Annotated in this window: 16 protein-coding genes and 1 pseudogene; 4 read left to right on the forward strand and 13 right to left on the reverse strand. The window is 36.7% G+C overall.

The window, feature by feature from the left end:
- Positions 1 to 3: 3 nt before the first annotated feature.
- The 3 genes from PG840_RS11525 to PG840_RS11535 are packed head-to-tail and all read right to left on the reverse strand — an operon-like array spanning position 4 to position 4,538.
- The gene (locus PG840_RS11525) at positions 4 to 2,136 is read right to left on the reverse strand and encodes a transglycosylase SLT domain-containing protein (RefSeq protein WP_118146410.1); all 2,133 of its coding nucleotides are present in this window, start codon (positions 2,134 to 2,136) and stop codon (positions 4 to 6) included.
- An 11-nt stretch (positions 2,137 to 2,147) separates the two neighbouring features.
- Positions 2,148 to 4,085 carry a hypothetical protein gene (locus tag PG840_RS11530; RefSeq protein ID WP_118146408.1) on the reverse strand — a complete coding sequence of 646 codons (1,938 nt, stop codon included), beginning with the start codon at positions 4,083 to 4,085 and terminating at the stop codon, positions 2,148 to 2,150.
- A 51-nt stretch (positions 4,086 to 4,136) separates the two neighbouring features.
- The gene (locus tag PG840_RS11535) at positions 4,137 to 4,538 is read right to left on the reverse strand and encodes a hypothetical protein (RefSeq protein ID WP_021739076.1); all 402 of its coding nucleotides are present in this window, start codon (positions 4,536 to 4,538) and stop codon (positions 4,137 to 4,139) included.
- 371 nt (positions 4,539 to 4,909) lie between these two features.
- On the opposite strand from PG840_RS11535, the gene PG840_RS11540 reads away from it, so the two are divergent.
- Positions 4,910 to 5,356 carry a hypothetical protein gene (locus PG840_RS11540; RefSeq protein ID WP_118263122.1) on the forward strand — a complete coding sequence of 149 codons (447 nt, stop codon included), beginning with the start codon at positions 4,910 to 4,912 and terminating at the stop codon, positions 5,354 to 5,356.
- Positions 5,357 to 5,624: 268 nt separating this feature from the next.
- Here PG840_RS11540 and PG840_RS11545 read toward each other — a convergent pair whose 3' ends face one another.
- The 9 genes from PG840_RS11545 to PG840_RS11585 form a co-directional block, all read right to left on the reverse strand.
- Positions 5,625 to 6,155 (reverse strand): hypothetical protein, encoded by a 531-nt coding sequence (locus tag PG840_RS11545; RefSeq protein WP_118263123.1) that lies wholly within the window; start codon positions 6,153 to 6,155, stop codon positions 5,625 to 5,627.
- A gap of 75 nt (positions 6,156 to 6,230) precedes the next feature.
- The gene (locus PG840_RS11550) at positions 6,231 to 6,464 is read right to left on the reverse strand and encodes a hypothetical protein (protein WP_111919485.1); all 234 of its coding nucleotides are present in this window, start codon (positions 6,462 to 6,464) and stop codon (positions 6,231 to 6,233) included.
- Positions 6,465 to 6,656: 192 nt separating this feature from the next.
- Complete coding sequence (locus tag PG840_RS11555; protein ID WP_021739072.1) at positions 6,657 to 6,884, reverse strand: helix-turn-helix domain-containing protein; 228 nt, start codon at positions 6,882 to 6,884, stop codon at positions 6,657 to 6,659.
- Positions 6,865 to 7,308, reverse strand: coding sequence for a sigma-70 family RNA polymerase sigma factor (locus PG840_RS11560; protein ID WP_118146540.1), 444 nt, complete (start codon positions 7,306 to 7,308; stop codon positions 6,865 to 6,867). The genes PG840_RS11555 and PG840_RS11560 overlap by 20 nt, the downstream gene beginning before the upstream one ends.
- A 184-nt stretch (positions 7,309 to 7,492) precedes the next feature.
- A complete protein-coding gene (locus tag PG840_RS11565; RefSeq protein ID WP_118263124.1) occupies positions 7,493 to 7,894 on the reverse strand; it encodes a hypothetical protein in 402 nt (133 codons plus the stop codon).
- Between the two features lie 13 nt (positions 7,895 to 7,907).
- Positions 7,908 to 8,261 (reverse strand): hypothetical protein, encoded by a 354-nt coding sequence (locus PG840_RS11570; protein WP_118263125.1) that lies wholly within the window; start codon positions 8,259 to 8,261, stop codon positions 7,908 to 7,910.
- A gap of 11 nt (positions 8,262 to 8,272) precedes the next feature.
- Positions 8,273 to 9,208, reverse strand: coding sequence for a ParM/StbA family protein (locus PG840_RS11575; RefSeq protein WP_225084275.1), 936 nt, complete (start codon positions 9,206 to 9,208; stop codon positions 8,273 to 8,275).
- Between the two features lie 48 nt (positions 9,209 to 9,256).
- Positions 9,257 to 9,811 (reverse strand): hypothetical protein, encoded by a 555-nt coding sequence (locus tag PG840_RS11580; protein ID WP_021739013.1) that lies wholly within the window; start codon positions 9,809 to 9,811, stop codon positions 9,257 to 9,259.
- A gap of 6 nt (positions 9,812 to 9,817) precedes the next feature.
- Entirely contained in the window at positions 9,818 to 9,955 is a 138-nt protein-coding gene (locus PG840_RS11585; protein WP_154104359.1) for a hypothetical protein, read from the reverse strand.
- 476 nt (positions 9,956 to 10,431) lie between these two features.
- Between PG840_RS11585 and PG840_RS11590 the strand changes: the two genes are divergently transcribed.
- From PG840_RS11590 to PG840_RS11600, 3 genes and pseudogenes are all read left to right on the forward strand, one after another.
- Positions 10,432 to 10,590 carry a hypothetical protein gene (locus PG840_RS11590; protein ID WP_182464922.1) on the forward strand — a complete coding sequence of 53 codons (159 nt, stop codon included), beginning with the start codon at positions 10,432 to 10,434 and terminating at the stop codon, positions 10,588 to 10,590.
- A 242-nt stretch (positions 10,591 to 10,832) separates the two neighbouring features.
- Positions 10,833 to 11,389, forward strand: a pseudogene (locus tag PG840_RS16865) (reverse transcriptase domain-containing protein); the annotation flags it as partial.
- A complete protein-coding gene (locus tag PG840_RS11600) occupies positions 11,375 to 11,902 on the forward strand; it encodes a group II intron maturase-specific domain-containing protein (protein ID WP_243036083.1) in 528 nt (175 codons plus the stop codon). The pseudogene PG840_RS16865 and the gene PG840_RS11600, both read left to right, overlap by 15 nt.
- Before the next feature lie 174 nt (positions 11,903 to 12,076).
- On the opposite strand, the gene PG840_RS11605 is transcribed toward PG840_RS11600, so the two are convergent.
- On the reverse strand, positions 12,077 to 12,318 hold a 242-nt coding region (locus PG840_RS11605; RefSeq protein ID WP_270613660.1), incomplete at its 5' end, for a hypothetical protein.

Raw genomic sequence — 12,318 nt, forward strand, 5'->3', positions numbered from 1 at the left:
TTCCTACTTTCCAATAATCCAAAAAGCTCCTTCCGACAAATCCCTTCCATAACTTTTTATGGTTTCTACGCTATAAAGTTTTCCAGTTCTTTCTCTGCTTGCACAATCAGCAATCGTGATATGTCCATCTGTGGTCACTCCGGTAAGTACAATAAAGTGTCCACTACTTCCTCCGGTAATCGTATAAGCTTCACAGATTTCAACAACCAGTTTTCCTTCTTTTAAGGATTCCACCACATAATCCATACGGTCTTTTCCTACCCGTTCACAAGTCAACCCCCAGTGAGTTGCCGCATTTTTCACAAAAGAATGACTGGTGCCTACATTGGGTACATATTCTCCATTTTGCTCTGCAAAAGTTTTCGTGATTTCCGGTGTTACATTCTGGCCGGTAAAAGTGGAAATTACAATCGCCAGAGAAGTTGGTCCGCACCCGGCAGCACCAACATTGCTTGTTCCATAAGGAAGGCTTGCCCACGGTTCTTCTGTCTGATTAAAATAAGTGACTTCTTTCACACAGTTTTCAACCGTATCATATCGGATTTTATCTCCGGTAACATCAATATTTCCAATCAATGAATCATCAACCCCACCTCCTGTCACAAAATCCGTCCATGAAAATAGGGAAAATATTGCTTCCTTTAGCGCATCAACTCCATCCTGCATAATCTGAAGAACCCGTAAAACCAACTCAAATGTCCCCTGATCCAGTACATACTTATACTCATACTTGTTTCCGTTTTGAGATAACTGTGAACTCAATAGTAAAGCCAATGTATATTCCACCGTTTTTTCACCTACTTCTTGCTCTTCCATCTGCACATTCTGTCCACTTTCCTTTAAAGTCAGATAAGTTTCTTTTGTAATCTCTGTCTTTCCAGCTTCTGTTATCACATAATAGACTGTTTTTACAGATGACTGCTCTCCCGTATTGCTTACAGACCATGAAAAGAATTGCGGCACATATTCTGTCACCGCATTTTTTAACAGTTGGTATGACTTTTCCAATTCCTCTGGACTCCCTTCGGTATCAGAGGAACTTCCCGTTCCACTGGGCTGTTCCAGTATTTGAATATATCCCATTACCTTTTTTACATGGTTCTGGGTTTCTGTATACGGTGGAATCTGATATCCGGCATTGATGACTGCCTGCGGACCTGCATTATATCCAGCAATAACCAATTCCAAAGCATTTTCATATCCCTGAAACATTTCCATAAGCTCTGCAACGTATTTGGCTCCCCCCATGATATTCTGTCTAGGATCATACGGATCTGTTACTCCCAGTGAAGCAGCAGTTCCAGGCATTAACTGCATAATGCCAATTGCACCTGCACCAGATACTACATTAGGATCAAAGTTTGACTCTACTTTCCCCATTGCAATCAAAAGTGCTACCGGTACATTATAGGTATTTGCCGCTTCCTCAAAAAAGGCATCATATGGACTGCTCAAATCTGTATCCAAGTTCATGTCCAGACCACCAGAATATCCGAGAAAAGATTTTCGCGTGGTGCTGTCCCACTTTTGCATCAGTAAAATCCCCACATAATAAGATAGGTTATCTTTTAATCTTGTCTCATATTCATCTACGATTGTCAATTTATGTTCTCTATAATTTGCCTGATAATCTGCCTGTATTTCCTGCAGCTTCATATCATGTTCCTGAGAAATAATAGATAGCAGCTCTGTTTGGTATGCTTCTACTTCCAGCACCTGTTCAATCCTGCTTCTTATTGCTGCAAGTTCTTTTGACTGCGCTTCATTTGCAAAAGAATTAGCATCCATAAATCCAAGATAGGAAAACAGAATACCAATGAAATTCACAATGATGAATAGGAACAGTAAAATTGCCGCCATAATTGCTGCAACTACTTTTTGGAACGTCTTATTTGTCACTAAAAATCCAACAACCGTTCCAAGAGGTCCTGCAATTGCTGTTCCAATGGTACTTCCAGCCACACTGCCTCCTGCCGCTGTTGCCGTAGAGTAAGCTGCCTGAGCACCTTTTGCTGCATTTTTTGCATTTTTTATGCCATCTGCAACCTGTTTTGCCTGCTTTGCTGTTTTTGCTGTCTGGATAGCAGCATTGGCTGTATTGTCAAGAGGTGATGTATCATGCCTTTCTTCTGCCATTTTACACCTCCCTACCAGTCTTTACGCTCATCATATCCCTGTCGCAATTCACGTCTGGATTTTGGAATTTCTGGAATCCCATCTTCTAGTTTCAAACTTCTTTCTGCCTCGTTTGGGAGAACACTTTCTCTTAAATTCTGTCCTTGTATCAGCATCTCTCGTCCTAAAACATCGCTAGTTTCCATTTCCCCTGTTGTCGGAACATCTGAAATTCTTCTTTCTGCCCCTTGTCCAAACTCATTTTGACTGGAGAGATAATCACCTGTTGGATGTTCCCTTGTTTCCTCTGAAAACTTTGGAATTACGGACTCTCCTTTAGAAGTCGAAACACCACTTTCTCCAATTTCGTTTAAAATGCCAGATCCAGAAGTCTCCATTCCGCCTGAAACTTCCTGTGCAGAATATTCCCTTCCAGCACTGCCGCTTGTGACCCCTTCCAAATCCATTTCACTTTCACCAATGGTTCCACCATCCAGATCCATACCAACGGATGTAGCTGTTTCCTCTTCCCTTGGATAATCTAAAGCTCCATCTGCTTCTGTCAGTACCTCTTGTCCATTTTCAGATTCTACTGGAATACTATCTGTATCCAACATACCTTCTGCATAACTGCTTCCAGTATTTTCTGCTTCCATAGCAGGAACTTCTGATACCGAATTTTCCTTCAGGTCAGAAAGATTTCCTTGTTCCTGTGTAGGTTCAATTTCTTCTCCTTTTACCAATTCACCGCCTTCTCCAAGTCCATAATTTTCTGTACTAGCTTCTGGATTTTTCATATCTTCTTGCTGTGAAGTAATTCCCATTTCGTCCAGAATATTTTCCTGATCTGAAACTGTGTCTGCTGTTTTACCATCATCTGCATTGTCCGCATACCCCTCTTCCAACGGATTTCCTGATACGTAATCTTCTCCCATTTCTTCCATATCCATAGGATTTCCAGTACTCATTGGTATTGGCCCTGCACCATCTCCCATTCCGGAAGAAGTTCCCATTGCTTCACTATTTCCTGTATGTTCTCCATTTTCCATACTCTCAGTTGTACTATGACTGCTATGTCCGAATGAGAATAATCTGCTGGCTGCCATCATTAACCCAAAAGCGCCCATTCCATTCGACATTCTTCCAAGATTAATTCCAAGTGAAGCCATATAAGAATCCATTTTAAAGCACACTTTTGAAAATCCAATCAAACATAAGGTTGCAATAAAAAACTTTGTAAAACCATAGTGGCTTGCGGTCAAATTTCCATACCCGCTTAAAAACATTTTCATACACCACGCATTCATAATGATTAAAACAACTTGTCCACCAAACATCTTGCTCCAGGATGCTAATACATTATTCGTTGCCTTAGAGCCACCTGTCGAAAATGCCAAAGGTGCAGTATAGGAAAAAACGCCCAACAGAACATACCGTTCTGCAATGATAAACAGCATTTTAAAGTAATTCCATGCAACGACAAACTGCATAATCAGTAATAGTATGGAAATGCTCAATCCATCAATTCCAAGACTTGCCGATGCCTGATCCAGAGAAGATACAAAATCAGAAAAACTTTTTACTTCAATTTCTGTTCCTGCTACCCACTGATAAGGAGTACCAGCCACTTCCAAAATATAATTTGCTACTGGTCTGGCAAAGAGCAACATAAATAAACATAAAAAGCTCCTGCAGACCAACTCCACCGGATCTTCCGCTGCAACACCGCCTCTTCCAAACATGGTTTTGAATAACTGCCAGATTAAAATCAGCAATAGGATTGCAATCCCCATAGGAAGAATAGCATTTTTATACAAATCTTTTACTACTGTAAATAAGTCTTCAAATAAACTCAAATTGCAGGATAGTAAATCTGTGAACATTCCGGTAATGAGGTCCATCATGTCTACTAAAAACTGTGAACAAATTTCCCGGATTCCTTCAATCAATAATTCTAATAACCAGCCCAACTAACTTCATCAACCTCCTTTTCCCGGGAGGGCTCCGGTATATTATGTTTTTTAACCAGTAAAGTTCTGCTGTGGAACGAGAACTTCCATGTAGTTTACAATCGCTCCAAGTACCATTAACACTGCCCAACAAATGACAATGCGTTTCAGCCACGTTCTTGACTCATCCACTGTTTTTCCGCTTTTTGAAAAATTCATCAAAAACAAACACACTGCTGAACACACAACTGCTGCAACAGTAGCAATTCCTACTACATCGTTATACACTTTCTGCATAGCGTCTTTTGCCATAGAAAAGATGTCCGCAGCATATACTGGCTGTGTAAACCACGCCAGCATGGTAATCATGAAAAATCCCATAAACATAAATTGAGGAATCCAGGCAGTCTTCATTTTAAACTGTGGTTTCCTCAATTTCTCTACGATATGCACTTGTAATTTTTTATGAAACAAACATCATCCTCCCTTCCTCTTTATTTCAGGGCAACAAAAAAAGCAACCATTTCTGATTGCTTTTTTCCCTGATTATTCAGTTTTGCGGCCCTCCATGTAGATACTCACATGCACAAAACTTTACGTTATCATTGTAAAACTTTAAGAATCCGATGTCAATTTCAGAGAGGTCGCAATGTTATAGGAAACCAGTCTTATTTTTGTATCACTTATAAAAACATATACATAGTAAGTATCGTAATGACATTTTTGAAAAATCTATTCCAAAAAATCCATTTAACAATATTTTAATAGAATAAAGAATCTAGTTTTTACAAACCTATGATATTTTAATACTGAAATCTAAAATAAACTATTTAGGAGGTATCATAATGAAGAAAAAAATACTCACATTATTATTAACAGTCACAGCTTTAGGTGTAATTCCTTTTTCAGTTTATGCTAGTGACACCGACACTGCCAAAGAGAATGAATGCAACGAAGTGATTACAAATCAAAAAATTATTAATGAGAAAAATCCAGACGGCACAATTACACAGGCTGGATTAGTAACATTTGAATATCAGCCAAGCTCATCTGACTTAAAAGCAGGAGGATGTTCATCTGGCCATCACACCAATATCGTCAACAATGGATCACCAGACACTACACGCATCCACGGAAAAACACACCCTGGATATTGCCAAGTAAAAACAACAACCTATTGGAGATGCACAAATTGCAACACAACCGGTCATGATGATAAATATACACTTGTCTGGTGTCCAAGTGCAGATATAAGTGGTGATGAACCTGGCAATGAACCTGGCTTACAATAAACAAATTTTATAGGATCTCAATAATTTTACATAGAAAAAGAGTGGTTCATTTAGATTGTATCAACTATTTAATAAATATAAAATCCAGTGTATTTGTGAACTCTAATTTTGAACTATGAAATAGTATAATTATGGTAATTACATTTCCAGTTCAAAATGTAACACACAAAAAAAGGAGTACCAGAAATTCGAGAGCATTTCCTCATTGCTCCGACTCTGTGTACCCCTTTTTTAATAAATTGATTAGTCTTCTATTTCTATTAGGTACTTATACATTTGCCGCTTTATACCATAACTGCGTTGTTATCTTTCTCCTAAAATCCCTTTTATAATTTTCTTTTTTTCTATATCCTGATGATTGTTTTCTTACATTCGTTTTATATTCCTGATAATGTTCTTTCTTATGATAATTCCAACAGTTATTTCTCCATTTTTGAGCGAGAACAGAATCCGTAGAACTTAGCAGTAATAAAATTTCCATTGGGCACTGACATTCCTGCGGTAGTTCCCCTTCATATTGCTCATTGCATAACAGATTGTAATACATTCCTTTCTGGATGCAAAGTGGCAAAACTGCTGCGTATACAAAACTTTTACCAAATCGGTCCGTTGTCCTGACTGCAGCATAATATACCCCTTCTACAATATAAGACAAAATTACTTCTTTCTCCGGTATCCATCTTCCTCTTTCTTCGTATCCCCTTTGCCTGAAAAGTTTATCACACTCTACTCTTATTTCTTCTGAAACTGCAGCTTTTAATAATCTTTCATTTTCTATATGAAAACATATCCAACTCATTCTATTCACCTCTTCTTATTCTTTTGAAAAAGCAGGAACAAGAATTTTAATCCCCTTCTTGATCCTGCCCTTTTTCTACGCTGCTGCTTTTAAACTTTCTGCTTCATCTGCAAAAAACTGTATATAATAGGTCTTTTCTTCTCCTTCTACTACAATATGATTTGCATCCAAAGCAATAATTTTTTTAACTACTTCTGTTTGGAATTTGTTACCTTTCCAGTAATAGTGTAGTGGTCTACCCGTAATAACTGGAAATACCACCCAGCCATGCGTCCATATCATTTTTTTGATTTTCTTGCTTTTTACCATCCTTGTTCCTCCTTTTCAACATAAAAAAGGCACTGACTGTCCAATAACAATCAATGCCATTCTTTTTCTTGTGGATATATCCCTATCCTAAATTTTTCTCCTATTTAAAATAGGACTATACCTTTGTGATGTCAGTCTATACTGATATCATAAATAATTACACAATCATCATATCACAATATCTTGTGTATATCAATACTTAATGTACAAATTATTGTGTTCTTCTGTTTTCATAGGAAATTTTATAATACTTTTTAAAACTGCACATACCAATTCCTGGTATAAGTCCTCATCAAATTTCCCATTACTTTTTGCGTATTTTAACAACAAAGGACGGTACATTTCTATAATTTCAAATACTGCTTTTTTATCCTTATTTCGTGCTTTCCATAATAATTCTTCAAATTCTCTTTCCTGCATCTTTTCCTTCTCCTAATTCCCTGCGAATTTTTTTAATTACGTTGTAATAGGTATTTTCAGCCTTTTTTCCAGATATTCCTATAGCCATTCCTATTTCATCAAATGTCTTTTCGTACAATATTCGCAGACAGAGAACCTTTATATGCAATGCCGAAAAACTTTTCAGTATATGTAAAAGTTTATTGTCTGTCACCTGAGCAAACAATTTTTCCGGATCAATCTTTCCCAAAAAAATATCGTGTGCTTCCATCATTTCATTCCATTCTATTCCCCTTCCTTCTACATTTTCCAAATCCTCTTCTAAAGTAATCTCATGCTCTTTAATCTTACTTTTATCGTTCATATAGTTAATAGTGGTATTTCTTACTGCACTCTGTAGGTATGCACTAAATTCATCTATAGTAGTTCGTTTTTGTTTATCCATAAATCTCCTCCTGAAATCTGTTTTTAATCTATAATCCGTTTCCAGGCGGAGAGTTTTACTTCTATGTTACTATTACTTGCTTTTAAGTAATAATTACAAAAAAGCTGCTAGAATTCTTCTAACAGCATAATGTTCCTTTACTACTCTAATTATGTTTTTGCATCAAAAGACAGCATAAATAAACTTATATATTTTTTTCATTATGTATATATCTTTCAATCATGCACTCTTCTATTTCCTCCATTCTGTCTGCCGAATTTTCCAACTGATCAAACTCTCCAATTTCCTCTTGGTCCAAAGCATCTTCAATCATTTCTGTTAAATCTTCTTTTTTACATCCAGGTTTGAATATGTGTCCACAATTAGGACAAATCCGATACCAAATAATAATCTCAATTCCACATTTCGGGCAAAACTTTTTTTGATATCTCTTTCTCACTAAAAGAAGAATAAGAACCATTTCCTGCAAAAGTAAAAATAATGTCAACAGCAGAAATGCCCATTTCTTTCCATTCCATGCCATCCCCACAAGCAGTCCTTGTAAAATTGTCATTCCTCCTAAAATATACTCTACTCTATTCCGCATTTTTCCTCTCTTTCTAAAGTTCTTCTTTATAGGAACTTTTATTTTCCTCTAATTCCTCTTTCTCCATTTCCTGAAGTAATTCTTTATTTTTCTGTATCATGAGAATATCCTCCTCTTGCAGTGTTGGAAGAAATTCATCTTGTAATTGTACGACTCTGTTTTTCTTTGATATATCCAGCTTCTTGTCTATCACCGCCTGCTCTTTTGAAAATTTTCCTTCTATGTTTTGATGATATGCAAGAACCGCCTTTACAACAAACTTTGCTTTTCTATGCCCTAACTGGTTTAGTATTCTTGCAACTTCCTGATGATCCGGGTCCTCTTCATCAAATCCCAAGGAAAATCTGTACGGATTTTGTTTTGCCATACGTCCTCCCCTTAATATCCCGCTTTTTCTGCCATATATTGTTTGATAAAGCCTTTTACATTTGCTCTCGGATCATCAACAACATAATATGTTGAATGATATCTTTTCCAAACTTCATCAATAATATCCTTTAAAAGAACCGTTCCACCTCCCACAAAAACAGTCACTGTTGTTCGAAAATCAATACCAAATTCTAAAAAAGAACCTAATAAATCACTCATATATTCTGCAGCAATTTCAAACGTTCTTCGAACAACTAGTTCTGAATACGGTGTTTTCCTTTTAAAAAGAATATTATCGATATCTGCTTCTTCCAGATAAAGATTAAAGCGCTGCCTTATTCCTACCATAATTCTTTTATAAAGCATAATAATCCCTTCCGGAAGGGAATCAATTCTTGTTCTGTCTACTACTCCATACCGGACTAACAGATAATCTACTGTAAATCCCCCAATATCTATCAGCAGAACCTTTGGCTGTTCTTGTAAATAGAGCTGATTTGCTACCAAAATGTACGCAGAATATCCCTGCATATATACATTTACGCTCTCATAGCGTATTCTGTATGGTTTTCCTTTATAGGAAAAATAAACGGCTTTTCCTTGCCGCCAAAAATATTCCCGGAATTTTCGGATCTGTTTTCCGTAATCCCCCGGCGGAAGTCCAACTAATAACTGGATCGGAATGGTTCCCCCTTCATAAATACCAGTTTCTATTCCTTCTTTTTCCAGTTCCTTGGCTACTCCGAGTAATGTCAAAATATAATACCTGTCATCAATGGTTTTATCTTCCAAATAGGAAATCCTCTGATTACTTTCCAAGTAGTTAATCCCTTTAAAAAAAATCCCTTCTTCTCCAGGAAGAATTTTTTGTTCTTTTCTTTTAATTCCCGAATGAAAAATAAAATGGTTGGTTTTCATCATTTTATTTCCCGTATCTATGCTCATAACAACTCCCATGTTTCTCCTTTCCAGCCCTTTGACTATTTTATTTACCTATTCCTGATAATTCTGGTTTACCTGTTTCAATATTTGCTGATTTTTTGTTTCGTATCCCCATAATATATTGCTGACTGCCTCAAAAGCCTTATCTCGCCATCTAAAATAAGTGGCTCTGTGCATTCTTGGTATCCGTGGAAAATGCGGCTCCAGTTTATCCAGAATTTCATCTGTATTCTCTGCTCTATAAGCTGACATATAGGTATAATAAAGTACCCAATAATACTTTTCGCCCTGTGGGTGATATTTCCTCATTAACTCTACCGCCTCATCAATCAGCTTCAGATACTTATTGGCCTGATTGATAGATTCGATCCTCTCCCTCATATCTTCCATATCCAGATTGATATCCATTCCTGCCTGGTAAACACTATCTAAAAATTCATCTACATCGGTGCCATACTCTGTATGAAAGCATTGCTTTACTTGATTGATTTTTATCTGCATTTTCCAATTCACAGATCTGTATATTTTAAATAGAGATATAATATCATGGTAAACTTCATTATCTTTTCCTTTTACATCTTTTGATACCACACCCGATTTTCTCATATAATTCTACCCTCTCTTCTGTTCCTTAAAATATCTTTCTATACTCTCATCTGCTCTCTTGCCTGCTATAACAGACGTACATAAGATGCAAGCAATCATACTGATTGTTATAATACATAAAATGATAACTGCTATTTTAATCATTTTCATTCTCCTTATGTCCCTCATCTTTTAAATCTTCCACCTGGAAATTGATGGATCACTGCTATTATTCTTGACAGAATTAAATTTACTCTATGAAATTATCAAGGTGATCCTACTATATACCAACTAAAAATTGATGGATTTTCTGTAAAAAAATCAAAAAAAGTGGATTAGAATTTTTTCTAATCCACTTATCAGTGTGTGCCGAGCATGGCACTAATCTCTTGCTGGTGCAAGTCCAGTCACGGGTATTTACCGCCAAGTGTAGTGAACCACAAGTTGGTATCAGTAATGGTATGGATGAAGGAAGTGGTGTAGCAAAGTTCTTGAGCCTACGAACAGAAACTTGATCAGGCGATTAGGTGGGTAAGGTTGCACTACAAACCAAAGCCCGAATGGTAAACGTAAACCGAAGTTGTAAATCAAGAGGTTGTGGAACGAAAGATTAGTGTCTTACCTTAGGAGACCCTACTCACATGCCGAAAGGTGTGGTCGAAAAAGGTTTGGAGAGGGAGTCAGATGATGTCATAGTAGGTGTAAAAGCTGAAGCACGGAAACGATTTATAGTACGAATCGTTATGTTTAAAATAATACATGAGCCAGAAATCGGATGGACAGGAAAAGTAGGAACGTAACCGAGGAATACTGTTTATATCCAGAGGGGTGTTATGTATGAATCTTAGGATAAATCAGAGGAGTAACAACAATGGAATTAATTGAAGTGATTTTATCAAAAGAAAATCTGAACAGAGCCCATAAAAAGGTGGTAGCCAATAAAGGTGCAAGTGGTGTTGACGGAGTTACCGTTGAGGAATTGGGAGATTATATAAGGAAAAATAAAGATGCAATCGTTACATCTATTAGAAATAGGACTTATATGCCAAAACCTGTACGAAGAGTATATATCCCGAAAGAAAATGGGAAACAACGTCCGTTAGGAATTCCAACAGCATTAGACAGAACCATACAGCAGGCGATTGCACAGCCAATATCTGCTATATACGAAGAAATATTCAGTGATTACAGTTATGGATTCAGACCGGGCAGAAGCTGTCATGATGCAATCAGACAAGCGCTCTGCTATCTGAATGAGGGATATGAATGGGTGGTAGATATTGATATTGAACAGTTTTTCGATAAATAAATCACGACAAATTAATTCAGATACTAAGAGAACAAGTAAATGATAGTACTACGCTAAATCTGATTCGGAAATATCTGAAAGCAGGGGTAATGGAGAAAGGACTGGAAAAGGCAACTGCCATAGGCGTGCCACAAGGCGGACCCCTTTCGGTTGTGTGTTCCAATATTTATTTAGATAAATTGGATAAGGAGTTGGAGCAAAGAGGATTACGCTTTACGAGGTATGCCGATGATGTGCGGATATTCACAAAAAGTGAAATGGCAGCCAATCGGGTAATGAAATCTATAAGTAGCTGGATAGAAAGAAAACTGTTTCTGAAAGCAAATGCTACGAAAACGAAAGTAGTCAGACCGACAAAAGGAAAGAAAAAGAAATTGAAAAAGAAGCTGAGCGAATATCTGCAAAAAGGAAAAGCGATAGCGAGACCGCTTGCAGTCACAATCAAAAGAGTGAACGATATAGTAAGAGGATGGATCAATTATTTCAGAATCGGAATGATGAAACAGTTCATGGAAGAATTCGGAGAGTGGCTTAGACATAAAATCAGGGTTATAGTCATGAAACAATGGAAAAACCAGAAAACCATCTACAGGAATTTGTGTTATCTGAACAGGAAAAATAAGAATGGCTTTCAACACGAAGAAATATACAAGGTTGCTAATTCAAGACTCGGATGGTATAGAAGATGTGGGATGAACGTAGTGAATTTCATTATCAGCAAAGATTTACTTGAAAATAGGATAAAAGATGGAGCAGGTTTGCTCAATCCTCTATCCTATTACTTAGTTAAAGTTGGAATATGAGTTGTAGAGCCGTATATGAGACCCGTACGTACGGTTCAATGGGAGGGGCGAGAAATTTATTCTCCCCTCTACCCTATTCCATATTTCACATAAAAATCTATGACTTTAATTTTTCTACATCTCTATAATACAATATGCTTTATAGGATAAAGCAATAGTTGGAGCTCTACATAATTATACCCTTACATTATAATTATACATGATATTTTCAGCTGATATAGAAAACAACTCCAGCAGGAGGGTTAAAAATATTAAAAATACCAACTTATTAATTCCGTATATGTTGAAAAGTATATTGATACAAGCAATACTAATTATCGTAATATCTAACTTACTTTGAAAAAATCTCTTTTCTGATACCGTTTTTTCTTTTTTATAAGCTACAAATTTTATTAATACTAATAAACATAATATTC

The sequence above is a fragment of the Coprococcus sp. AM97-35 genome, assembly GCF_027697525.1.
GTDB classification, from domain to species: domain Bacteria; phylum Bacillota; class Clostridia; order Lachnospirales; family Lachnospiraceae; genus Allocoprococcus; species Allocoprococcus comes.

Excerpts from the sequence above, each read along its gene's own strand:
- PG840_RS11525 (WP_118146410.1), bottom strand. The coding sequence starts at position 2,136 with ATGGCAGAAGAAAGGCATGATACATCACCTCTTGACAATACAGCCAAT.
- PG840_RS11540 (WP_118263122.1), top strand. The coding sequence starts at position 4,910 with ATGAAGAAAAAAATACTCACATTATTATTAACAGTCACAGCTTTAGGT.
- PG840_RS11545 (WP_118263123.1), bottom strand. The coding sequence starts at position 6,155 with ATGAGTTGGATATGTTTTCATATAGAAAATGAAAGATTATTAAAAGCT.
- PG840_RS11550 (WP_111919485.1), bottom strand. The coding sequence starts at position 6,464 with ATGGTAAAAAGCAAGAAAATCAAAAAAATGATATGGACGCATGGCTGG.
- PG840_RS11555 (WP_021739072.1), bottom strand. The coding sequence starts at position 6,884 with ATGCAGGAAAGAGAATTTGAAGAATTATTATGGAAAGCACGAAATAAG.
- PG840_RS11560 (WP_118146540.1), bottom strand. The coding sequence starts at position 7,308 with ATGGATAAACAAAAACGAACTACTATAGATGAATTTAGTGCATACCTA.
- PG840_RS11565 (WP_118263124.1), bottom strand. The coding sequence starts at position 7,894 with ATGCGGAATAGAGTAGAGTATATTTTAGGAGGAATGACAATTTTACAA.
- PG840_RS11570 (WP_118263125.1), bottom strand. The coding sequence starts at position 8,261 with ATGGCAAAACAAAATCCGTACAGATTTTCCTTGGGATTTGATGAAGAG.
- PG840_RS11575 (WP_225084275.1), bottom strand. The coding sequence starts at position 9,208 with ATGAGCATAGATACGGGAAATAAAATGATGAAAACCAACCATTTTATT.
- PG840_RS11580 (WP_021739013.1), bottom strand. The coding sequence starts at position 9,811 with ATGAGAAAATCGGGTGTGGTATCAAAAGATGTAAAAGGAAAAGATAAT.
- PG840_RS11585 (WP_154104359.1), bottom strand. The coding sequence starts at position 9,955 with ATGATTAAAATAGCAGTTATCATTTTATGTATTATAACAATCAGTATG.
- PG840_RS11590 (WP_182464922.1), top strand. The coding sequence starts at position 10,432 with ATGCCGAAAGGTGTGGTCGAAAAAGGTTTGGAGAGGGAGTCAGATGAT.
- PG840_RS11600 (WP_243036083.1), top strand. The coding sequence starts at position 11,375 with ATGAAATCTATAAGTAGCTGGATAGAAAGAAAACTGTTTCTGAAAGCA.